20 protein-coding genes and 1 pseudogene are annotated in these 24,479 nt (G+C 34.2%); 4 read left to right on the top strand and 17 right to left on the bottom strand.

Translation table 11 applies throughout. The features are described 5' to 3' along the window. Positions 1–224: 224 nt before the first annotated feature. Together RV14_RS04105 and RV14_RS04100 are read left to right on the top strand one after the other, a co-directional pair. Entirely contained in the window at positions 225–1,559 is a 1,335-nt protein-coding gene (locus tag RV14_RS04105) for a serine hydrolase (protein WP_071855036.1), read from the top strand. A gap of 705 nt (positions 1,560–2,264) precedes the next feature. After that, entirely contained in the window at positions 2,265–3,467 is a 1,203-nt protein-coding gene (locus RV14_RS04100) for a YdcF family protein (protein ID WP_071855035.1), read from the top strand. Positions 3,468–3,535: 68 nt separating this feature from the next. Here RV14_RS04100 and RV14_RS04095 read toward each other — a convergent pair whose 3' ends face one another. From RV14_RS04095 to RV14_RS04075, 5 genes are all read right to left on the bottom strand, one after another. Continuing rightward, positions 3,536–4,768, bottom strand: coding sequence for a voltage-gated chloride channel family protein (locus RV14_RS04095; RefSeq protein WP_143139731.1), 1,233 nt, complete (start codon positions 4,766–4,768; stop codon positions 3,536–3,538). A gap of 188 nt (positions 4,769–4,956) precedes the next feature. Continuing rightward, a complete protein-coding gene (locus RV14_RS04090) occupies positions 4,957–5,346 on the bottom strand; it encodes a hypothetical protein (protein WP_071855033.1) in 390 nt (129 codons plus the stop codon). Between the two features lies 1 nt (position 5,347). Continuing rightward, on the bottom strand, positions 5,348–5,824 hold the full coding sequence (locus tag RV14_RS04085; protein ID WP_071855032.1) for a hypothetical protein: 477 nt from the start codon (positions 5,822–5,824) through the stop codon (positions 5,348–5,350). 388 nt (positions 5,825–6,212) lie between these two features. Further along, complete coding sequence (locus RV14_RS04080; RefSeq protein WP_071855031.1) at positions 6,213–6,719, bottom strand: HD domain-containing protein; 507 nt, start codon at positions 6,717–6,719, stop codon at positions 6,213–6,215. 105 nt (positions 6,720–6,824) lie between these two features. Beyond that, positions 6,825–7,604 (bottom strand): TrmH family RNA methyltransferase, encoded by a 780-nt coding sequence (locus RV14_RS04075; protein ID WP_071855030.1) that lies wholly within the window; start codon positions 7,602–7,604, stop codon positions 6,825–6,827. A gap of 107 nt (positions 7,605–7,711) precedes the next feature. Here RV14_RS04075 and RV14_RS04070 point away from each other — a divergent pair, with 107 nt between their 5' ends. Together RV14_RS04070 and yidC are read left to right on the top strand one after the other, a co-directional pair. After that, complete coding sequence (locus tag RV14_RS04070; RefSeq protein WP_071855076.1) at positions 7,712–7,987, top strand: acylphosphatase; 276 nt, start codon at positions 7,712–7,714, stop codon at positions 7,985–7,987. A gap of 404 nt (positions 7,988–8,391) precedes the next feature. Then, positions 8,392–9,321, top strand: coding sequence for a membrane protein insertase YidC (gene yidC, locus RV14_RS04065; protein WP_071855029.1), 930 nt, complete (start codon positions 8,392–8,394; stop codon positions 9,319–9,321). Between the two features lie 388 nt (positions 9,322–9,709). Here yidC and RV14_RS04060 read toward each other — a convergent pair whose 3' ends face one another. The 12 genes and pseudogenes from RV14_RS04060 to glyS all read right to left on the bottom strand — a co-directional run bounded on the left by RV14_RS04060 (position 9,710) and on the right by glyS (position 24,479). After that, the gene (locus tag RV14_RS04060; protein WP_071855028.1) at positions 9,710–11,134 is read right to left on the bottom strand and encodes an oligosaccharide flippase family protein; all 1,425 of its coding nucleotides are present in this window, start codon (positions 11,132–11,134) and stop codon (positions 9,710–9,712) included. Positions 11,135–11,137: 3 nt separating this feature from the next. Next, on the bottom strand, positions 11,138–12,304 hold the full coding sequence (locus tag RV14_RS04055; protein ID WP_071855027.1) for a nucleotide sugar dehydrogenase: 1,167 nt from the start codon (positions 12,302–12,304) through the stop codon (positions 11,138–11,140). Positions 12,305–12,502: 198 nt separating this feature from the next. Further along, positions 12,503–13,576: an EpsG family protein gene (locus RV14_RS04050; RefSeq protein WP_071855026.1), complete on the bottom strand. Its 1,074-nt coding sequence runs from the start codon at positions 13,574–13,576 to the stop codon at positions 12,503–12,505. 145 nt (positions 13,577–13,721) lie between these two features. Beyond that, positions 13,722–14,819 carry a glycosyltransferase family 4 protein gene (locus RV14_RS04045; protein WP_281245794.1) on the bottom strand — a complete coding sequence of 366 codons (1,098 nt, stop codon included), beginning with the start codon at positions 14,817–14,819 and terminating at the stop codon, positions 13,722–13,724. Positions 14,820–14,821: 2 nt separating this feature from the next. Then, entirely contained in the window at positions 14,822–15,451 is a 630-nt protein-coding gene (locus tag RV14_RS04040) for a sugar transferase (protein WP_174544630.1), read from the bottom strand. Then, positions 15,441–16,559, bottom strand: a complete 1,119-nt coding sequence (locus tag RV14_RS04035; protein WP_143139730.1) for a DegT/DnrJ/EryC1/StrS family aminotransferase — start codon at positions 16,557–16,559, stop codon at positions 15,441–15,443. The genes RV14_RS04040 and RV14_RS04035 overlap by 11 nt, the downstream gene beginning before the upstream one ends. Continuing rightward, entirely contained in the window at positions 16,552–17,193 is a 642-nt protein-coding gene (locus RV14_RS04030) for an acetyltransferase (RefSeq protein WP_071855024.1), read from the bottom strand. The genes RV14_RS04035 and RV14_RS04030 overlap by 8 nt, the downstream gene beginning before the upstream one ends. Positions 17,194–17,373: 180 nt before the next feature. Then, positions 17,374–19,191, bottom strand: a pseudogene (locus RV14_RS04025) (polysaccharide biosynthesis protein). Positions 19,192–19,203: 12 nt separating this feature from the next. Further along, positions 19,204–19,968 carry a tyrosine-protein phosphatase gene (locus RV14_RS04020; protein ID WP_071855023.1) on the bottom strand — a complete coding sequence of 255 codons (765 nt, stop codon included), beginning with the start codon at positions 19,966–19,968 and terminating at the stop codon, positions 19,204–19,206. Positions 19,969–19,987: 19 nt separating this feature from the next. After that, complete coding sequence (locus tag RV14_RS04015) at positions 19,988–20,689, bottom strand: CpsD/CapB family tyrosine-protein kinase (RefSeq protein ID WP_071855022.1); 702 nt, start codon at positions 20,687–20,689, stop codon at positions 19,988–19,990. Between the two features lie 10 nt (positions 20,690–20,699). Beyond that, the gene (locus tag RV14_RS04010) at positions 20,700–21,476 is read right to left on the bottom strand and encodes a YveK family protein (RefSeq protein WP_071855021.1); all 777 of its coding nucleotides are present in this window, start codon (positions 21,474–21,476) and stop codon (positions 20,700–20,702) included. Positions 21,477–22,403: 927 nt separating this feature from the next. After that, positions 22,404–24,479 carry a glycine--tRNA ligase subunit beta gene (gene glyS, locus RV14_RS04005; protein WP_071855020.1) on the bottom strand — a complete coding sequence of 692 codons (2,076 nt, stop codon included), beginning with the start codon at positions 24,477–24,479 and terminating at the stop codon, positions 22,404–22,406.

The following is a 24,479-nucleotide window of genomic DNA, read 5'->3' as shown; positions in this document are numbered from 1 at the left end:
TATGATAATGATAAGCAAGCAGCATTAAGAAAAAATTTAGGCTAATAATGACTGATAGATTTTGTTTAGTACTTCAATAAATCAGAAATTTCCCCATCAAACTACGTCGTAGAAACAAAAAACCCCTTTGCTTGCATTTTCTGTAAAACAAACGTTTATAAAGTTTTTTTCAGAAACATTGAAACTCGCCTACCTCTTTGATAAAATTTTAATTCATAGGAATCATATTAGAAAATAAGGAGAACAAAAATGCTTCTAAAAAAACACGATTATTACTGTTGTTCACAAGTCTCATCTTGTGTATCGCTTCTTCTTTTTCCATGGTCAGGGTTGTTCACGCAGATGACTCATTTAAAATTCATGCTAAAGCAGCTTTTGCCGTGGATGCTCAAAGCGGTAAAATTCTTTACAATCAAGATGGTGAAAAAGCAATGGGCATCGCCTCCATCACTAAAATCATTGGCCTTTATATCGTACTCGACCAAGTAAAAAAAGGAACCCTCTCTTGGGATGAAAAAGTAGCTATTTCAGATTATGCTGAAAAGTTAAGCGTTGCTCCTGACTTATCGAATGTTCCTTTGCATAAAGAAAACAATTATACGGTCAAGGAACTTTTTGATTCTGCATTTATACAATCGGCTAATGCTTCTATGGTTGCCTTAGCTGAAAAAATTGCCGGCAGTGAAACAAAATTTCTCGAATTGATGAAAAAACAGCTAAAAGACTGGGGAATCACTGATGCAATTATCGTCAACGCCTCCGGACTAAATAATTCTTATCTGGGGCAAAATCGTCCGGATGGCACCTCAGAAACTCAAGAAAATCAATTGTCAGCCAAAGACGTCGCCGTCATTGCTCGCCACTTAATTTTAGAATTTCCTGAAGTTTTAAAGGTGACGAGTACGACAACTAAAATGTTTGGTGAAACTACCCAATCACCGGTAGAAATGGTTAACTGGAACTGGATGCTCTCTGGATTTGTTAACTATAAAGAAGGCGTTGATGGATTAAAAACTGGAACGACGGAATTTGCGGGTGCTTGTTTTGTAGGAACGATTAATAAAAATGGCAGACGACTCATCACTGTCGTTTTAAATGCAGAAAATCATGCTGCTAACCCAAGTGCACGCTTTGACGAAACGGATCGTTTAATGAATTATTGTTACGATAACTGGTCACTAAAAGAACTTGGAAAAGTGAATGCCGATATTCCAAATTTAAAAACTATCAAAGTCAAAGATGGAAAAGAAACTAGCGTTGCAGTTGCCTTAAGTAGTCCCGTCAAAGTTTGGGTTAAAAATGGGATGAACACTGGCAAGTTAACCATTCATCCTGTTCTTGATCAAAAAATAGACAACCATCATCAAATTGATGCACCAATTAGTAAAGGCACAAAAGTTGGAAAAGCAACGGTCACCTTAACAGATGATAAATTAGGATACTTGGAAGAAAATCAAGAACCAACAACGGATATCGTCACTACTCAATCCGTTAAAAAAGCAAATATTTTTGTCATTGGTTGGCGACACGTTACTGATTTTTTCAATCAATTGTTTTAATTTATTCTGATCTTCTGTCAAGAAAGACCATAAGTCTATCTGTATTTAGAGTGTGGAGTAAAAGTATTCTTTACTTTTGTTCTACGCTCTAAATTTTAGTTCAAAGCTAATTTTTACGAAAATACTTTAAAAAATACCATCAATAATGGAAAAATACATGTTTCTTTCAATGATTTGCTTCAAACAAAATACAACTAAACGAGAAAGGAATATGCTTTAAATCCCCCCGGCTAAGAAAGAAAAACGACAAGAATAATTAAGACTACTAACCTGCTAGTCGATGATTTCTAGTGTAGATAAAACACTTTTTCGTTAAAGAAATTACAACGTGGTTGCTATTGAATCTTTCATGATTGAAGCCAATAAAAAAACTCCTTTTGATAGTCACTTATTAACTATCAAAAGGAATTTCTTATTGCTAAAGTAGATATCTACGTATAAAAGCACATGCTTTGTTATTTTCCATATTTTATTAGTGAAACTAACTAAAACCATTACTTGAATTTAAAGATGATTTGATTTTGCTCTTCTTTTTTACTACTGTTTCCTTTACTTTTTTGATGATCTATTTTTTATACCAGCTTTTTTTAGAGATTTTGCTATAATAAATGGCATAAGTTGCAAAAGTATTGGTGTTTCTTTTCATTTTATCCACCTATTTTTTTAAACAAAACCAGTGTTCAAAAACTGAAAGGAGTTCACTCAATGAATCTGACAAGAGACCTTATTTTCTTTGTTGTCTATCTTTTAGGATTTTCAAGTATTTTTTATTGGCGAAAGCGTCAAAGTGATCCAGCCTTGTTCTTTTATTGTGGAACTTGGACATTTATGATGATGGTTACTTATTTTGTTATTTTAGAAATTTTTTATGCAACCTTTTATTTTTTGATTCCTTTAGCTTTTTTCAGTATTTTTGCTTTTTCTTATTTTAATGAAAAACGAAAGTTATTGAATGGCGTGTTGTTCAACCTATTTTTGATTAGTTTTGGCGGGTATTTGATAAAACTGCTGATTGAAACACAAAATGTCTTTATTGGTGGTTTAATTGCTTTACTTGCTTTTCCGGCTTTACTGATTTTACTCTTTGGCATTTATATTTTGATCGTCTTCTTGTTTTGGAATGGCCTAATTGTCTTAAAAAGGGAATCGCTTTCCTTAGCTAATCTTTTAACATTACTATTAGCTATTTTTTTAACCTTGTACATCATATTTCAAATTTTCTTCATTCAATACCTGCCTCAATGGTTTAATATTTTGTTTTCAGCAGTTCCACTGATTTTGGGTTATCTTTTTATCGTTTTTTATAATTTCATGACTGTTTCATTTTTATATCAATTTAATCGACCTAGATATAATCAAAATTACATTATTGTGTTAGGTGCCGGATTGCTTAATGGTGAAAAGGTATCGCCGCTTTTAGCCAAAAGAATCAATAAAGCTATTGCTTTTTATTGGGCGCAAAGTAAAGCGACCTTAAATCCTCCGATTTTACTAATGTCAGGAGGGCAAGGTGCTGATGAAAAAATACCAGAAGCAATTGCCATGAAACAATATGCGTTAGCTAAAGGAATCCCTGAAAGAGATATTTTAGTTGAAACCAATTCAAAAACAACCCTTGAAAATATGCGTTTTTCTAAAGAAATCATGGATCAACAAACAGATGGATCATATCGTGCTATTTTTACTTCAAATAATTATCATATTTTTCGAGCTGGACTTTACGCTCGACAAGCAAAATTAAAAGCAGACGGCATTGGTGGAAAAACCGCGTTGTATTATTTACCAAACGCTTTTTTAAGAGAATATATTGCTATTTTAGTCTTGCATAAAAAGCGCCACCTCTTGGTTAGCGGTTTGATCGTTCTTGGAGCTGCTTTATTTGCTATTTTAACTTTCATCGTTCATTAAGAGATCTGACCCAAAAGTTGTTTTCAAACAGCTTTTGGGATGCATATTATTTGAGTAAAGCAGACTCTTTATTTTTTTTTGTGCCATTCTTTTTTTTCCATACTCGGCAAAAAAAGAATGCCTTTTTTGACTTCAATTTTTTGAGCAGAATAAATTCCACTATTACCAGAACACATAAAACTAACTAAACATATCATAAAAAAATAACTTGCTGCTTGTCCGCCAAATAATTCGATTCCCATGATAAAACAAGCAATGGGGGTATTCGTTGCACCCGAAAATACTCCGATAAAACCTAAACCAGCTAAAAAAGGGATGGAAACATGTAACAAGGGGGCTAACGTAGCACCTAAAGTCGCACCAATTTCAAATAGCGGCGTCACTTCGCCCCCTTGATAACCAGCACCTAATGATAAAACAGTAAAACCTAGTTTCCCGATAAAGTCATAAAAATGAGCATTACCATTAAATGCGTCTTCTAATAAAGGCAAACTTAACCCAAGGTATCTTTGAGTATGCAAACTGATTGCTGCTACTATGACTACTACACCGCCAATAAAGTTTCTACGAACGGGATTGGATATTTTTTTGGTATACCATGCCTTTAAAAAGACAATCGACCGGCTAAACACCCAGCCGATGCTTCCAAAAGCGATGCCTGCAATGAATAATTTAAAGAAAAGTGCAAAGTCCCAGCTAGGAATATGGCCGATTTGATAATGATTATGTTTCACTCCGATGTGTTCAGTAACAAGGTTAGCAAAAAAGGCGGCAAAAAAGCTAGGGAAAAGAGCTTCTGTTCTTACTTTTCCAATTGCTAATACTTCCAAACCAAATAGCGTGCCGGCCAAAGGAGTACCAAATACCGCACTAAAGCCTGCACTGATTCCGCTAATAACTAATAGTTCACGTTCTAATTTATTTAAGCGAATCAAACGTGCTAAATTTTCTGCTAATGCACCGCCCATTTGAACAGCAGTACCTTCACGACCTACTGATCCGCCGAATAAATGGGTGGTAATCGTGCCAAATAAAGTTAACGGAATCAAGCGTAAAGGAATGTCTTCTTCTCCTCCATTGCCTTGATCAATTACTAAGTTATTTCCTCTTGCAGCATTTTTGCCATATGTAACATACAAATAAGCAAAAACCCCACCACTTATAGGTAGAAAAAAGAACAACCAAGGAAATGCAAGTCGAACATTGGTAACAATAGTTAAGCTATTTAAAAAAAAGGCGGACAAGCTGCCCATAAAAATGCCTAAAATAAATGTAAGAACCAGCCATTTAATCATATACATTAAGATTCTTATTGGTGCAAAAAAGCAATTTTTCACATTATTCCTCCTCAAAAAAACCTACTAAAAAAAGGGGCTTCCCAATTTTTAGTAGGCGTCATTCATTCGCTTACTGTTAAAAAGCGAACACTATCACCTGTTTACGTCACTCATAAATTAACATATTTTCATAAAAAATACAATGCAGGTGATTAAATAACCCCGTCCTCACGATCACGAAATGGCCGTTTCGCTGGCGCGACTTGTTTCTTTTGTTGATCGTCTTGTGTCTTCTTGCGTGCTTCTTCAGTTACTGCAGAAAGTGAACGTAAGGATGGACTTATATTTTTTTCGTCTTTAACAAGAGCAAGTGGCTGTTCTTGTGCTAGATTAAAGTATTTTGTTTTTAATAATCTTTGAACGTTTTCATAAAATCTTTTTCTATCAGGTTGTTCGATTTGATTTACTAGAATACGTAGAGCAGATTGTTTCATCTTTTCTTCTATAACTGACTTAACCATGCTCTCTTCTTTATTCTGGACAACATTGGGACGAGCATAAAACAAATCAGCATATCGTAAAGCTGCCAGTTCAGGTTTCATCTTATTCACACCTTAAAATAGCCGTTTTATTTTCATTAAATTTTTCAGCATGTTTTTCTTTCACATTTAAATAAGCAGCTACCGCCGGCTTAACTTCTGCCTGTTTCAGTCTTTCAACTAGCCGCCTCACCGCTTTTTCGCTTTCTTCGCCATCTTTTCGAAAATCAGCACTAATTATTCTTTCTTGCTTCTTTTCTCTCAACCGCTCAAAAAATTCCGCTTGATATTCTTTAGAGATGTTTTTCTCAATCAGATTTTTCCCTCGTTTTCTCAATGTTTCTGATAAATCCGGAGACAAATATTCCAAAGCAAGAGCCAAATCAGCAGATTGTGCGACATACGCCTCTTTATTTTTCCTATCGGAAATTCCCCATGCTACTAAGCGATCTTTTAACTCATCACTGCCGACTTCTTTTATTTGCTTTAAATAGTCAACGGTTTTTGTCAAACGTTCTTTTACTTCCATTCGCTCAGACATTTCTAATTGGGCAGCTTCTTTATATAATATCTTTTGCTGCCATTAAAGACATAGCAGGTTTGATTTTTTCGATATCGTTTACTTTCATTTGACTGTTTACAAGTTTGAACCAGAAAGAAACGATATCACGCCTTATAGGGTACTCCTTTTTCTTCATTAATTCTGCGGCTTCTTTTTCTAAGGGCTCCGGCAATACATACAATGTGTTATCTATTTTTTAGTTCACTACTGAACCAATAGCCTTCACTTCAATCAATGAAAAGAAATTAGTTTGCTTTTATAAATAAATAAAAAGTAAAAATACCGAAAACTTATTTGTCTTTTGAGCATATTTTTTGTAAAAAAAGAAACAATCCATCTTATTGATCGATTGTTTCTTGTAATTTATTTATTTCATTGAAATTTCTTTACCAAAATAGCGATGCCATCTTTGCTTCATTAAATTAGTCATTGGTTGAGCTGCTTCTTTAACGGCACAGTATTTATCGACAAAAGTGACGATGTAGCCCTCTTTATATTTTGGCGGAGCAATTGTTGCTCCCCACATATGTTTCAAAATAATATCACGCTCTAAATCTGAGAGTTCCGTGATTTTTTCGGCATTTTTTACAGCAATTCTCGGGTGAACATAAGCATGTGTGCCTTCATCAAATTTTGTTGTACGCCAATCATAGTAAAAAAGGTCGTGCAACAACCCTGCGCGAGCAGTTGCTTTAGCGTTACCGCCCCATTTTTTTGCTAATTTATAGCTATAATACGAAACACTAAGCGAATGTTCCAACCGCGTGGAGTGAACATGTTGCGTATAATTTGCTAACTTCTTCACTGCTTCTGTTTCTAATAGGTCTTCTATATAAGACATATATTCTTCATCTTCACGCCATTTTTCTGTCATAATAATGATCTGCCACCTTTTTAAATTTCATTTTCTTTGAAATTGATCCTAGTATACCACTGGCCTTTGGATCATTCTAGTGAGGTGAAAGCAAAATGTAAAAAATTAATAGTTCCTTAACCCTAAAGAGAAATGGTAAAGCATAATCCCTGCTGCTACTCCCACATTTAAGGATTCAGCTTTTCCTTGAATCGGTATATAAACGTTTTTATCCGTTAATGCAAGAAGCTCAGAACGTACTCCTTGACCTTCATTTCCCATAATAACGGCATAATCTGTAGGTACATTTACTTCATGCAATGCAACTGCTTTTTCATTTAGTTCTGTTCCGTATATTGTCAAACCATGTTCCTTTAAAAGGGGAACTATTTGTTCAAGGTTTTCTTGAATAATTGGAAGATGATAATTGCTTCCTTGCATACTTCTTAATACTTTCGTACTATAAATGTCGGCACAACCATTTCCAAGAATGACCCCAGATAAGTCAAAAGCGTCGGCTGTACGAATCATGGTTCCTACATTTCCGGGATCTTGAACGTTGTCTAATAACAACCATCCACCAGAAATTTTTGGCATTTTAATTTTTTCATAGATCATGACAGCCATGATTCCTTGAGGTGCAGGTAAGTCCGATACAGCGGCCATGATTTCATCGGTCACCATTATGCAAGGAATTTCTTGGTGAAGTTCAAGCCATGCAGACCATTCTTCCAATCCTTTTTGGGTGAGTAAGATTTCTTTGACTTGGGCATTAAAAGCAACCGCTTCTTCAAGTAAATGAAAACCTTCAAGTAAATATTCTCCCTTTTCTTCTCGATGTTTTTTTTTATGTAATTTTTTTAATTCTTTGATTCTTGGGTTTTTTGCTGATTGGATTTCTTTCATCTTTTTCACCTCACTTAATTATAGCATGAATTCAATCATTGAACTTGTTTCAATCTCAAAAAATCGTTATCATTAATTTAAAATTAAAGGAAAGAATGGTGAACGTGATGAATAAAATCAAAATGAATGTTCAAGGACGCGTACAAGGAGTCGGCTTTCGTTATATGACAAAACTTGTTGCGGATCAATTAGGTGTCACAGGCACGATTAAAAATGAAGAAGATGGTTCTGTTACTATTGAAGCAGCCGGTGAAGAGGAGACGATCAAAAAATTTATCGAAGAAGTAAAAAAATCCCCTAGTCCTAGTGGGCGAGTCCAATATATAGACTTGCAGGAAAACCCTCTCATGCAAGAACGAAAAAAATTTGATGTCATTGGTTAATGAGCATGATTGAACTTCTCAAGGCTAGTATTATAAGTGATTTCGACTAGTTAAAAGTCTTTGAACAAAACAGTTTTGCAAAAATAAAATTAACGTCTTAAAGGATAAGAAGGTTGCTACTCTTTGCTAAATAAAAGACAATCTATGATGTGTAAACATTTTTAATTATTGCCTATTCTAATAGATTGATTTTTACTCCTACTTGCTATTTTCGCTAAAGAAATTTTCACACATTTGTTCGAAGAGATATTTTTTCCCGTATTTTTTAAAAGCTATCGATTTTTACTTTTTTCTCAGTTTTTCTTCTAAGAAATGAGTTGGATTTTCTAGAAAGTTGATTGAATTATGAACGTTTTTTTAGTATAGTTAACTTTGTGTAAAAATTTTAAAAGAGGAAGTATTTTATGAATAAATGGAAAAATTGGTTACTGGGCTCTAGCCTTATGACACTCATGCTTTTCTTATCTGGCTGTGTACGCTTAGATTCAAATGGCAATCCTGATACATCAGGAATCATCTACCGAGTATTAGTTCATCCTATGGGACAAGCGATTACATATTTAGTGGAGAACTTCAACTGGTCTTACGGTTGGGCTGTTATTTTTATGACAGTCATTGTTCGGATCATTATCTTGCCATTAGGTATTAGTCAATCGAAAAAAACGATGATTCAGTCAGAGAAAATGCAAGCATTAAAGCCACAAGTAGAAGCCGCTCAACAAAAATTGAAATCTGCAACTACTCGTGAAGAACAACTCGCTGCTCAAACTGAAATCCAGCAAGTGTATCGTGAAAATGGCTTAAGTATGACAGGCGGTATCGGTTGTTTACCCTTGTTGATTCAAATGCCGATATTTTCAGCTCTTTATTTTACAGCTCGCTATACAGAGGGAATTCGTGAGTCTTCCTTTTATGGAATTGATCTTGGAAATCCTAGCTTGGTTCTAGTCGCAATTGCAGGTGTTGCCTACTTGCTTCAAGGTTACATCTCTACCATTGGAATTCCCGAAGAACAAAAGAAAACCATGCGTACCATGTTAATCATCTCGCCAGCTATGATTGTCTTTATGTCGATCAGTGCGCCAGCGGGTGTCACGCTTTATTGGGTAGTCGGCGGTATTTTTAGTTGTTTGCAAACATTCATTACCAACGTCATCATGAAACCCAAATTAAAAGCACAAGTAGCAGAAGAGCTTAAGCAAAACCCACCGAAACAAGTAGTCACACCTCGAAAAGATGTTACACCTGTTAGACAAGAGTCATCGAAAAAACAAGTACAGGAACCGAAAAAGACAAACGGGCGAAATGCTGGAAAACAGCAAAAACGTAAATAAAAAAATTCTTTTTTAGAACCACTTCTTAAAACAGAAAAAATACGATACACTCTTTTTTCTAAAAAACAATCAGCCAAATCATTTCTTTTTTATGGATGATTTAGTTGATTGTTTTTGTATTTATTTGATCCTAACTTCCTTTGCTCTGTATAACCCTCTCAAGTACTTGCTGTTGATAAATCTGTTTTGTTTTCACTCTTCTTTCCACGGAGCTTAACCATATAAAACGCCGTTAAATATAGTTCTACGACTTTTTTTGAACCACAGCATAAGCTTTCGCATCTACTATAATATTAAAAAAATTCTTTCACTTGCATTTTGGCTCTATGTTGCGTAAAAGACACCCGTTCGTAAGTATTTTATTCGATAACAAGTGCTTCGTTTTTTATTATTCATCTTTTTTTTTGACTATGAATATTTCCAAAAAAGGATTGGTTTTTGTGATCGTTGTAATAGCTAAATAAATCAAACTAGCAAACAAAAATTGGATAAGATTCGTGAAAATATTGCTAGCTAGATGACTTGTTAAAGCTCTAGTTGTTACACACATCACTAAGCCTGCGAGAATAAAAACTATAATTTTACGAAAATCAAATTTAAAACTCGTGTGTGCCAAAAAAGATTTCGTTCGAACAAATGTAACAAAGCATTCCGCCAAAATCGTTGAAATCACTACCCCGTAAAATCCAATGATTGGTAGCAAGCAAATATTCGAGACGATGTTGATGATCGCTCCAATGATCACGGAACGATTGTATTCTTTTACATGACCAATTGGCATTAAATATTGTCTTGAAATTGACATCCCCAATGGAATAACCACAATTAAAAGGGTAAAGTATGGGATAATCTGTATGACTGCGCTAAATTTTTCACCAAAGAACCACGGCACTAATTTATCGTAGACTGCTAACATCCCAAACATAATCGGAATGGAAAAAAATAATTGCAGATGAATCGTCTTTTCCATCGTACTTACAATTTTTGTTATATTTTCTTTGGCAAAAAAACTCGTCATGTGCGGCAATAAGACTAAATCAAGTGTAGTAATAATCGTAATGAATACCGTATTTAATTGCAAGGCATTTGTGAAATAACCAACTGCTACGCTACCTAGCATCATTCCCAAAATTGTTTTGTTCAAATTCGTATATAACATAATAGCAACCTGAGGAATAAAGTACTCAAAAGAACCTTTCAGATGCTTTAAACTGCTTTTTATCGTTACTTTTGTAAAATGGATGTATTGGGGAATAAAAAACCAAACGCTGATCTGTGAAAAAACCAGTCCTATCCCTTGAATCAATGCATATTTTAAAGCATCTTCCTCATTTTTAATAAAAAGCACGATCAAGAAAAATGTCAATAATTGAATGATTACATTAGAAATACTCGTTTTCTTAAAATCCTCAATCCCCATGAAAAACCATGATACGTCAAGCAATACGGCCAAAATTGCCAAAGATTGGATTAATAAGTAAAAACGATTTTTCAAAAATAAAACTAAAATCAAATAAAGGCTTAACGCAACTCCAGTTGTTAACATCTTAAACAGCAAAATTTCCCAAAAAACTTCTGATAAAGCTTCCTTCTTTCGATGTAAAATCAAGGTGATTTCTCGATTTCCATAAATCGTTACACCTAGACCTGCAAATAAAACAAAATATTGTGCAATCGAAAACGTATAATTATAAATACCGATTCCTTTTGGGCCTAATGCATTTGAGACAAGCGGTATCGTTGCAATAGGAATAATCATCTTAGTGAGTTGAAAAAGACTTTGATAAAAAAAATTTTTGGCTATATTTCTCATCTACTAATCCCGTCTAAAAATATCTCTCGTATAGACTTTTGCTGCCACGTCTTTCAAGTGATGATCCATACGATTAGAAACGATCACATCTGAGATCTTTTTAAATATTTCAAAATCTTTTACCACTTGCGAGTGAAAAAATTCTTTTGCATCTAGCGTTGGTTCATACACAACGACCTTAATCCCTTTTGCTTGTATTCGTTTCATCACTCCTTGAATCGAAGAATAACGAAAATTATCGGAATTTGCTTTCATTGTTAGCCGATAGATTCCCACTACTTTAGGATTCTTAGCTAAAATCTGCTCTGCAATAAACGTTTTTCTCGTAGCATTTGCTTCTACAATTGCACTGATGAGATTACTGGGAACGTCTTGGTAGTTTGCTTTTAATTGTTTCGTATCTTTTGGCAAACAATAACCGCCATAGCCAAAGGAAGGATTATTGTAATGAGAACCAATTCGTGGATCTAATCCTACACCTTCAATAATTTGTTTTGTATCCAACCCGCGCTTTTCAGCATAACTATCCAACTCATTAAAATAAGCAACCCGCAAAGCCAAATAAGTGTTTGAAAATAATTTAATAGCCTCTGCTTCTGTTGAATGCGTTAATAATACCGGAACCTCTTTTGCTAACGTATTTTGCTTAAACATGTTTGCAATTTCTTTGCCTCGAGTAGAACACTCTCCTACCACGATACGCGAAGGATAGAGATTATCATACAAGGCTTTTCCTTCACGTAAAAATTCTGGTGAAAAAATGATATTTTCCGTTTGATATTTCTTTTTTAATTCGACCGTGTATCCTACTGGAACAGTTGACTTAATAATAAAAAGTGCTTCTGGTCGAATCATTAGTGCTTGCTTGATCACTGATTCGATTGTCGAAGTATTGAAATAATTTTTCTTTTCATCATAATCCGTCGGAGTAGCAATCATTAAATAATCACCAAAAAGAACGGCTTCACGAAAGTCTTTGATAAATTCGATCGTTAAATCTTCTCTTTTAAGAAAATGCTGTACTTCCTCATCTTCGATTGGCGACTCTCTTCTTTGAAGCCGTTCAATCTTTTCTTCCAAAATATCGTAGGCTTTGACACACGCGTGCTGACTGAGCAACAAAGCATTAGCTAAGCCTACATAGCCAAGACCAAAAACTGATATGTTCATTAAAATCCACCTCTTTTAAATAAAATATGTTACATAAATTCTCTAAGTCAATCGACAGGAACCGACGTGTCATTCGTTTATTAAAAATTGTGCTATTTTTATCACGTGTACTTATATGTTATTGCACTGATTATTTCTATGGAATTTTTCCTACCCATTATCTTTTTGTGTTTGTACGAGTTAATTGAGCGTCATCTTTTAACAGCTTCCTAAGATGTAAGGAATAATAGTTGAAAATTTCAGAATTACGTAAAAAAGAATAAAATAAGCTACACCAAATAAATAAACGAAAAACAACATGAAGGAGTTCTCAATTTTCATACGGTAAAGTAGGACAACATCTGGGATGAGTAAAATTTGTATGACATCAAAAAAAATCGAGATTCTCTTAATAAATGGTGAAATAAAACCGGTAACGCCTAATAATAAGCCAATCGCAAGCATAGCAAAATAAAATTGATTCTTTTTGTTTTTCTCGGAATGAACGAGTTGAAAAAAAGAAATCCCCAAGAAAAGAATGAAATTAAAGAAAAATAAATAATTTGTTGTTGGTTCTGTATAATTGATGTATGCATTGTATCGCTCATCATTCAAGAAAAAACTAAGGAAGGAAAAAATCCATTTGTAGCTTACAATCGCTACTACAATACTGGATAGAATTAAGACAAAAAAACCTTTTCGAAGTTTTCTTTGTTCATTAATTAAAAAATAAATCGGTAGCATCACCACACTGCTGATATGAAATTGAGCAGCAATTAATACCCCTAAGAAAAAACGAAAAAATGAACGATTCAATAAGAATTTATAAGAATAAAAGATAATTGCTACGGCTAAACTTTGCCTCATGGTATTCAAACTAATCGGATAAAGAAGACAGAGATATAAGAAAAAGCTCATCCCTATTAATTCTTTTTTGACTAATGCCTTTAAAGCTAAGATAACAAATAACAACGTAAAAAAACTATATAAAAAAAGATATACATTAAAAGAATTTACTAAATTGCCTATAAAAATAAAAAGAGAATTTCCAAATTCTTTCCAACCTTCGTTTATGAAATGATCCATTAAGCTTCTATTTTGGTAAGAAGAAAAGACGGAATAATAAACAGGTGTATCTGTTCCCACTTGTCGAAACGTTGCAAGAATCACTGGAATACACAAACTAAAGGTGATTAAAATCGTTCCAAATCCCTTTTTTTGATCCATTCCAAGTTGAAGGAATAAAGCGGATAAACTAAATAGACAAAGCAAGAAGACAAAGTTGATTTCCATTAGATTCTCCTTTGATAATAGCTAGAATTGATTGGTACATTCGGTCATGCAGGAGGAATAAAAAATATTCTTAGGTTAGAAAAAACATCGTAAAATAAATTTCAGATTGTCTTTCTTACTTTTATGACCTACGAACAATTGATAGTTAAGTTTCATAGATTTCGACTATCTGTTTGATGACTACTCGTTCACTAAAATGTTGTATGTTATCTGAAGCACCATTGGAGTATTTCATTAAAGGTAACTCTCCAGAAAAAAAAGTGCAGAAAATTTTATGTAACTCTTTTGATTGATTGACGTCAAATAATTTTCCCGTCACCCCATCAAAAATCAAGTCTTTATTCCCACGTATATTCGATGCAACCACCGGCACTCCTACACTCATTGCTTCCATTATCGAAACAGGTAAACCCTCTCTTAAAGAAGGAAAAATAAATAAATCACTAATTTTCATCATTTCAATAATGTCCTTTCGATAACCTAATAACTTTATTTTTTCTTCGAGTCCTAGTTTTTTTATTTTTTGTTTTAATGCTTGTTTTAAAGGGCCCGTTCCACAAATAAAATATTGAAAATTTTGGTCTTTAAAATCTTTTAGTACTTCAATGACTTGTTCGTGATTTTTATTTTTATTTAATTCCCCCACAGACAATAAAATTTTTGTATTTGATTGACAAACACCGAGCTCATTTTTTTTCAGTTTTTCTTCTACTTGAATGTTCTCGTATGTTTCAACGGGTATACCAACACCGTTTATTAAATAAGTTTTCTCTGATGCAAATTTTTGCAAAGCAAGAAAATAATCTTCATGATTAATTGTAATCATTTTATTGGTGTATTTAGATAAATACTTTTCAATTGGATAGTAAGTGAGCCAATTAAACAAGGGGGCACCTTTATAAAAATGAAAGCCATGCGCTGTATAATAAATTTTTACAGCCATTTTTTTACAAGCAAGTCGTGTCACCATAGATGCAATGGGGGTATGAGTATGAATGACTTCTATGTGATTGTCTTCTACTACTTTTTTAATTTTTTTGTACGCCAAAAGATTATCTTTGGTTAAAGGTCGTCTGCTAAACGGTACTTGAAATACAGGAATGTTTTGCTCATAAAAATAAGGGGCAAGAGGTTGTTCAACGGCACACGCAACACTTACTTCATGTCCTGTTTTAATTAATTGATCGATGTGTGGGATTAAAAAAGCATTTAACGTATTTGAAATGGTCGTAACATATAAAATTTTCAGTTTGATTCATTCCCTTCAAACTTTTCACTTGTTGGACTAAAATTAGTGCTTATTCCTTCTTGCTTAAATACCTTATGAACCGTTTTAAGTAAAATACAACTATCTATTACAAACGAGTAATTTTCTACATAGAAACAATCATAATGAAACTTTTCTTTCCAACTAATGGTGTTTCTACCATTGACTTGTGCTAAGCCCGTAAGCCCTGGACGAATCACGTGACGTTTTCGCTGTTCTTCGTTATATAAGGGCAAATATTCTACAAGTAAAGGTCGCGGTCCGACAAATGACATGTCACCTTTAAAGATATTCCAAAGTTCTGGTAATTCATCAAGACTAGTCGCTCGAAGCAGTTGACCAAATCTAGTTAAACGAAGCACATCGGGAAGATATTGTCCTGTTTGATCTCGTTCATCTGTCATCGTCCGAAATTTATACATAAAAAAGATTTCTTCTTTCTTTCCCGGTCTAGGTTGTTTAAAAATAACGGGTGAACCTAATTTCAATTTAACTGCTCCTGCAATTACTAGCAGCAGAGGTGATAATAAAAGAAGTAAAATTCCTGAAAAAAAGCAATCACATGCTCTTTTTCCAAATCGTTGATAAAAGGTTTGTTTAATCATCATGCATCACTTTCCTAACTGTAGAAACGACTCTTTGCAACTCTTTTTCTGTCATTTTTGTATCTGAAGGCAAACACACACCTGTATGAAATAACCGTTCAGAAACTTTTTCACCAATGTAATCGTATGTTTTAAAAACTGGCTGTAAATGGAGCGGCTTCCAAACCGGTCGGGCTTCAATGTTATTTTTTTCTAATTCATCAATTAAAACAGCTGGAGAAATTTCTTGTAATAAAATCACGCTTAACCAATGATTCGGCTCGTTCCATTCATTTTCCGGCATAAACCTAAGATTAGGCAAATCAGACAATTTGTTTTTATAAAACTGATAGATTGCACGCTTTTTATCTATTCTTTTCGTTAAAACTTTTAATTGTCCTCTTCCGATTCCAGCAAGTATGTTACTCATTCGGTAATTATAACCAATTTCTAAGTGATGGTACTCACGTCTTTTCTCCCGAGATTGCGTCGCCCAAAATTTTACTTTTTCTATTTTTTCTTGCTGGTCGCAAATCAGCATGCCTCCTCCTGAAGTCGTAATAATCTTATTGCCGTTAAAGGAATAAACTCCATAATCCCCTAGTGTTCCAGTGTATCTCCCTTTGTAAATGGTTCCTAATGATTCAGCAGCATCTTCGATCAGTACTACTTGGAATTCTTCACATATCTGCATGATCTCTTCAAGATTAGCAGACAGTCCATATAAATGAACTACTATTACTGCTTTTGCTTTTGGGTGTTTTTCTAGAGCCGTTCTTAAGTGTCTAGGGCTCATGTTCCAAGTTTCAGGATCACTATCCACAAATACGGGGATGGCATCTTGATAGAGTATGGGATTGGCTGTAGCTGAAAACGTTAATGACTGGCAAATCACTCGATCACCTTTTTCAACTCCAGCGGCTTTTAATGCTAAGTGCATGGCTGCCGTACCAGAAGAAAGAGCTGCTGCATGTTTTACTCCTATATAATCTGCTAACTCTATTTCAAAACGATCCACATTGTTTCCTAGAGGAGCAATCCAATTGGTATCAAAGGCTTCTTTTATATATTGTTGTTCGTATCCTTCTTTACTCATATGAGGAGAAGCTAATAATATTCGGTTGCTACTCAAATGTCTCCCACCTTTCAATGATTCTTGCTGGAACACCTACACATTTAGAATTTTGTTGGATATTACGAATTACTACACTACCTGCTCCAATGATATTTTCCTTTCCGATCACGAGATTTTGAATGATCTTTGTACCAACGCCTACTTCATTTTTATCACCTAAAGTGACTTGACCAGAAATATTCACATTTGGAAAAATTGCATTGTAGTGACCAATCGTTGTATCATGACCAATGGTTGTACTTATATTAATCATGTTGAAATTGCCGATCGTTATGTCTGCCGTACAAGTAGTATAAGGCATCAAGATGTTCCCAATGCCAAGGCAAACGTTTAAGCCAATTAATGCACTTGGCGCAATCAAATTAGGAAAAATCAAATAAGGATTTTGTTTTAATAAATTATAGATTTGCTCCTTTATAAAAGGCGAAGCAATTCCTATAAACACAGCAATTTTCTTATTGATATGAAGTAATGACTTAATTGTTCCTACAATAGGTTTTCCTAAAACTTGCTTTACTTGTTTATGTTTTTCATCATCTACAAAACCGATCCATTCATATTCTTTTTGATTTTGTAGCAAAAAAGCGATTTCTTTTCCAAATCCACCAGCCCCTGCTATAATTGCTTTCAATTCATATCCTCCCGTCATCTGATTTAACTGCCAGCGTTAATCATTTAGCCTTTTTATAAGTATTTTCACTTACTCTCTTTTAATAAAGTTCTTACTATTTAATAACATCAAGAAAATTCTGCATTTTTTACCAGCTTCTTTAACTAATGATTTTCCTTATTTTTTCACTTTAGCACTTACTCACTGATTGGAAGCGTTCGCAAAACGAATGACTTCTCTTGCTAATTGCTTCTCTTCGGTTGGCAATTGATTGATAAAATCCAATACTTTTTGAAGCGAATAGCCGTTGATGTTGCCTACAAAAATTTTTTCATATACTGCTTCGTCATTTCTCTCCTTGTCTAACAGTAATTCTTCATATAATTTTTCTCCGGGACGTATCCCTGTTTCAAGTATTTCAATTTCATCTTCGTGGTATCCACTAAGTCGGATCATATTCTTTGCCAAAGTAACGATTTTAACTGGTTCCCCCATGTCTAGAATAAAGATTTCTCCCCCTTTAGCCAAAGCACCTGCTTGTATGACCAAACGACTGGCCTCAGGAATCGTCATAAAATAACGAGTCATATGAAAATCAGTAACCGTTATCGGACCGCCTTTGGCGATTTGTTCATGAAAAAGAGGAATGACACTTCCTCTAGAACCTAATACATTTCCAAAACGAACGGCTGAAAATTTTGTTCCTTGCGCTTCATTCAGACCAGTGACGATCAACTCGGCAATTCACTTTGTCGCTCCCATGACGTTAGGCGGATTATTTGCCTTATCAGTTGAAATCATCACAAAGTTTTTTACTTTGGCTTTTTTAGCTGCTTCAGCTACATTTTTTGTACCAAAGATGTTGTTTTTTACCGCTTCTTTTGGATTAAGTTCCATTAACGGGACATGTTTATGGGCGGCAGCATGGTAAACAATATCCGGCTGAAATTCTTTCATGATTTCAATCATTTTGTTATGGTCTTGAATGTCTGCAATAATTGGTACAATTTTTGTCTGATTTTTTTGCTCAGACAGACGTAATTTTCGGTCAATCAAATAAATTGAATTTTCTCCATGCCCTAAAAGTAAGAGTGTATCTGGAGCAAACGGCAAAATTTGACGGCAAATTTCTGAACCTATGGATCCACCTGCTCCTGTAACAAGAATAACTTTGCCTGTTAACTGACCTTTGATTGATTCAATCTCTAATTCGACCTCATCTCTTTCTAGTAAATCCACTACATCAATATTTTTTAGTTTGGAGATACTGACTTTACCAGAAGCAAGTTCTTCTATAGATGGCATGGTGGTGACTTTCACGTGGGTTGATTTCACCAATTGAAAGATTGTGCTTAGTTTTTTTTTCGGCAGAGAAGGAATAGCAATCGTAATTATCTGAACTTTATGTTTTTTGATCAAATTAGGTAAATCGTTGGTCGTTCCAATTATTTTTTTCCCTGAAAGATATGTATTTTGTTTATCGGGATCGTCATCAACAAAACCAACCACATGGGTATCGTTTGCTGTTGTTGATCGAAATAAGATATTATATAGAATTTTTCCACCTTCACCAGCCCCTACAATTATTGCCTTTTTAACATATTTTACCGAGCCTGTTTTTACATGTTGTTTTTCGATAAACTCCCTCCAAACTAAACGACTTCCAATAATTAATAATAAAGAAAAAATATAAGTAATAGCAAATAAGCGCAATGGATAAGGGAAGTGGATAAAAAATAAGACTAAGAGACTTGTACTTACTGAAAGAGACAAAGAAACAAAAATTGCCTCTATCTCTTTTAAATTTGTGTAACGATTAATTCGAGTAAAGACTTTAAACAAACTTCCATAAAACAAATAAAAACCACTTAATTCTCCCGAAGAAGCAAATATAAAATCCCTTTCTATATGAATGAAAGGCTTAAAAAAATCAATGGTGGCCATATTCGCAAAAATCAACAATAAGCTATCTATAATTATTAAGACACCGATTTTTCTTTTTCTTGTTAGCCTCAACACTTCTCTCCCCCCTTAAAAAAACCAAAATTTCTTTTTGTTGATCCATTCATACATTGGATAATCAATTGCTCTTTTATTAATCAAAGCTTTAGTAACTTGCATCATTTGTTTTACTTTTTCATTCCCAAAATCTTTGGCGATTTGTTCATAACATTCTTTTAAATAAAAGGGGCGTCTTTTGTTTCCATGAGCGTCTGAAGCAACCATTTGAACCAAATTGTGTTTAACCATTTTTTTTGCTGTTTTTTGGATGTCTTTGCCAAATCGTCCGATATAACTTGGTGCTGTAAGTTGCGCGAAACATCCCATTTCAAGAAAGGGGATTAAACGATTAGGGTCTTTTCTAAAATAAGCGTTCCGTTCAGGATGAACAATAACCGGTATTTTTTCTAGTTTTAATAATTCAAAGAAAATTTTTTCCGTATACAGTGGCACTTCTAATGTTGGAAATTCAATCAAAAGATACGTATCCTCTGAATCCGAAAAGAGAATTTCATCTCGTTGAATGGCTTCGATTAAATCGCCAGTGATACGAACTTCTTGTCCTGCCAATAACATTAACGGTAAATTTCTCTTTTCAAATTCTTTTTGCAAAGAGGCGACAAGCGAAAGCACTTTTTTTTTGGGATTGTTATATTTTCCATTATTATGATGAGGGGTACACAGAATATGAGTGATTCCTTGTTCAACGGCCTGCTCAGCCATTGCCAGACTATCTTCAAGCGTTTGAGCGCCATCGTCAACTCCCGGTAAAATATGGCAATGTAAATCAATCATTTCTCTTGCCTCCTTTATGCTAGTTTCCATAGTAATAATAACTAGCATCTTTACTTTGTTTTGCTCCGTTGTACACGATACCTAGCATATTAGCTTGAGCGATTTCCAATAACTTTTTTGCCTTAAGCAACGATTCTTTTCGTGAAGCACTCTCGCGCACGACAAGAAGGGTGCCATCTACTTTTGATGCTACAATTTGCGCATCTGTTACAGCAACTACTGGCGGCACATCAATCATCACGATGTCATAAAATTGTCTTACTTCTACTAGCAGTTGATCCATTCTTTGCGAACTTAGTAACTCCGAGGGATTAGATGGAGTTGGGCCACTAGGTAAAACAGATAAATGATCAATCGGCGTCTTTTGAATTCCTTCACTGATTGCTTCATTTGAACTGAGAATATTACTTAATCCGTAGCCATTATCTAATTGAAACGTTTTATAAAGTGCAGGTTTTCGCATATCAGCATCAATTACTAAAACTTTCTGACCTGATTTAGCAAATACTACCGCTAAATTTGCTACAGTAGTTGACTTTCCCTCTTCTGGTTCAGAAGAAGTAACGACAATTGTTTTTGTTTGCTGTCCATTAGGCGAGACAAATTGGATATTGGTACGAATTGTTCGATATTGTTCTGAAATTCCTGAAAAAGGATTCGTCACAGTAACTAAACCACTCGGCTGTTTCTGAGCTGCACGTCGTTTTATGATACGTTTCATCTTTCTCCTCCTAAATTTTCGAACGTTTTCTTCGAGAAGCTCTCGACTTTTTACTTGTTCGTTTCATCTGTGGCGTTATTTTTTCTTTTTGGCTGTTCACGTGGACATCTCTGGCAGTCATTTCAGATACTGTTCCTAAGATTGGAATGTCTAAAAGTTCAGACACATCTTTTTCATCTTTTATTGTACGATCCAATATCTCAAGGAAGAAAGAAAGAAGCATCCCCACAAGTAGACCTAAAACCAAGCCAATGGCTACATTTAATTTATTATTTGGCGAAACAGGAATTTTCTCCACAGCAGCGCCAGAAACAATTGATATTTTATCCACATTCATCACAGATTTAGCTTTTTTTTGAAACACATGCGCAGTTGTATTAGCAATTTGTTGAGCGACTTTAGGATTCACGCTAATCGCTTGAATCGAAAACATTTGTGAATTTTGAGACTGATTGACAGAAATTGCTTTTTTAATTTCTTCGGCTGACATGAATACATGATTTTCTGATTTCAATCGTTCTTTGACTGTATTTAAAACAACATCACTAACTACCATGTCTTTATAAGTATTGATCATCTGCAAATTGATATTCACATCATTTGCATTTGCTGCACTTGACTGAGGCAATTTAACAATCAATTGGGCTTGTGAACTAAATTTAGGAGGGATAATAAAGAATGTTACTGAGCTTGCTATGACTCCCCCAAAAATTAGTGAAATAACTATAGTCATGATATGTTTACGAAATATTTTGATGACTTCTTTTATGCTTATTGTTCCTTCCATTTTTCTCCACTTTCCTACTTCTTCTCTAGATTAATTATTACGCAATTTCCAATTGCATGGCTTTATTTTTAATGAAAGATACTTTGATATAAAAACTCGTCTTAACTGAAACCTTTTCCTTTTTGTATACGTAAAAAAATGGATGTAATGCTGTTCACTAAAAAAATTGTTTCATTTTTTTGCAACATTCATTTTCTCTTTATTTCAAGAATATGTACTACAGAGTAGTAATTGCTGTTTCTAGAAAATCTTGAAATTTTTTATCGTGTTTTTATACCTTTTACATTGGGTATTCTTATCTGATATTATCTGCTATAGGAACATTCTTACATGTTTACACACTCTTTTTAGCTAAGTCAATACACTTTTAACTCGAATAAAGCTACTAACCGTTGCTGTCAGGTTCATTTTTATTATAAAAATGAAGGAACTTTACTAGACTGCATTTTATTGAACGAGAAACCAAAAATAATACTATTTAGTACTTAACATAACAATAAACTCACTAAACACAATTATACCTAAATTTCTTTTCTAAATAAAGTATGTTTATAAAATAAATCCGTTAAAATAAATTTTATTATTTTATCAATCAACTGAATTTTTTAATAATTATTCCACTTCAGTTATTAAAAATTTTTTTATGTAAATGTTCCTTTTTTATCACTACATTCGTTTTCATCATCAATCATTTCATTTTCTACAATTAATACAATCATTCGTTCATTTCAATAAAAGAAAAAAACGGTATTTTCGTTTACAAAAAAGCTGTCATTTTTCCTATTTTTACTTATAAAAACAGCTAATACACTCACCTTTTTTGAAGCGTTCTTTTTTCTTTTTACTTTTTTCAATCTAAAAGCTGAAACTAACTTAAAAAAAGAGGGGAACACAGAATCGTCTTCCCTCTACTTTTGTTTTTCTCTTTTATTTAGTAATTAATTGATCAAAACTTGCAATTGAAAGAATCATATCAGCCATTTGTTTTAATTGTGCTAAACGGTTGTTTCGTACAGATGGATGATCAACCATCACCATTGTTTGATCAAAATACGCATCAATCAAAGGACGCAGAGCCACCAACTGTTCATAATTTTCTTCAATCGTTTGATTTTCAAATTGTTTGCGTATAGATTGTACAGCTTGATACAATTCTTTTTCTGCTTCATTTTCAAATAGTGAAGGATCAATTTCTGCCGGCATTTCTTGATGCGCTTTTTTCGCTAAATTAACTACGCGAGTTAAAGCTTCCATTGAAGGCTTAAACGTTTCATCCTCCACTTGTTCTTTAAACAACTGTGCCGCCGCAAAAATATTCGTTAAATCTTTTTGGTTGGCATTCAAAACCGCATCAATCACATCATGACGTATTTGTTTTGTCGTTAACAGTTGTCGCAAACGTCCTTTGATAAACTCAATCACTTCATTTTGTCCATTAGCTAATTCAATCCCAAAGCGTATCTTGTCCTCATTAATGACTCGATCAATTTCATCTTGTAAATGAATCAAAGGAAAAGCCCATCTTTTTGCTTCTATAATACGAACGATACCATACGCTTGTCGACGCAACGCATATGGATCATTCGAACTGCTTGGAATCATTCCTACCGTGAAGAATGAGAAGATACTATCTAGCTTATCAGCTATTGCAAGCACCGCACCAATATTTGTTTCCGGTAATTCGCCTTCACTTGAAATCGGTCTATAATGCTCTTTGATAGCAGTTGCTACAGCTGGAGATTCACCAGCTAATAACGCGTAATTTTCTCCCATGATCCCTTGAAGCTCCGGAAATTCTCCTACCATATTAGTCACTAAATCAAATTTGTAAATTTCAGCTGCTCGCTGTAAATTTGTTAATTCCGTAACAGTCAATCCTACCGATTCTCCTACAATACGTGCAATAACTTGTACACGCTGCATTTTTTCATAAATGCTACCAATTTTCTCATGAAAAGTGACCGTTTTTAATTTTTCGACACAAGCAGCAATTGGAATTTTGCGATCTTCGTTATAGAAAAATTCCGCATCTTCTAAGCGAGCAGTCAATACCTTTTGATTTCCTCGAATCACATTTTCTAACTTCACACGATCACCGTTACGCACAGAAAGAAAGTGTGGCAATAAACAGCCTTGATCATTTCTTACTTCAAAATAACGTTGATGTTCTTTCATAGAAGTAACTAACACTTCTTCAGGCACTGATAAATATTTTTCGTCAAAATCACCAGAAAAAACAGTTGGATATTCAACAAGATTAGTTACCTCTTCTAATAAATCTTCATCTAAGTCAAGATGCCAATGATTTTTTGTTGCTAATTCAATAGCTTGCTGTCTAATCATTTCTTTTCTTTTATAAGGAGCAGCCATGACAAATTGTTCTTGTAATTTCTCTTCATATTCCTTGACGTGCGAGAAACTAACTGCTTCTCCTAAAAAACGATGACCGTACGAATTTCGATCGGTTTTTAAGTCTAAAATTTCAAAAGGAATGACTTCATCATCAAGCAAAGCAACAAGCCAATGAATCGGGCGAATGTATTCAAAATCAAAATTTGCCCAATGCATGGTAACAGGAAAAGTCAAACTTTTCACTACCTCGGCAAGTCCAGTCAATACTTCTTTTGTTGGTTTTCCACGAGTATATTTTGTTACGTAAACATATTCCACCCCTTTTAATTCTTTAAAAGTAATGTCTTCCGTCGTCATCTTCTGTCCTCGAACAAATCCTTCCGCGGCTTTTGTCCAATTTCCTTGCGCATCTATCGCAATTTTTTTGGTGGGTCCCTTGATTTCTTCTTTACGATCTTCTTGACGCTCTGAAAGTTTTGTTACTTTAATTGCTAAACGCCTTGGAGTGGAAAACGTCTCAATGGATGCATATGATAATTGGTGTTCCTCTAAAAATTTTACTGTTTTTTGTTTCAACTGTTTCATACTCGACGTAACCACCTGCGCAGGCATTTCTTCCAAGCCGATTTCTAATAGTAAATCTTTTGCCAT

The organism is Enterococcus ratti (assembly GCF_001886195.1).
GTDB lineage: Bacteria > Bacillota > Bacilli > Lactobacillales > Enterococcaceae > Enterococcus_B > Enterococcus_B ratti.
The sequence above is the reverse complement of the archived record's forward strand: the minus strand, read 5'-3'. Positions and strand labels throughout refer to the sequence as shown.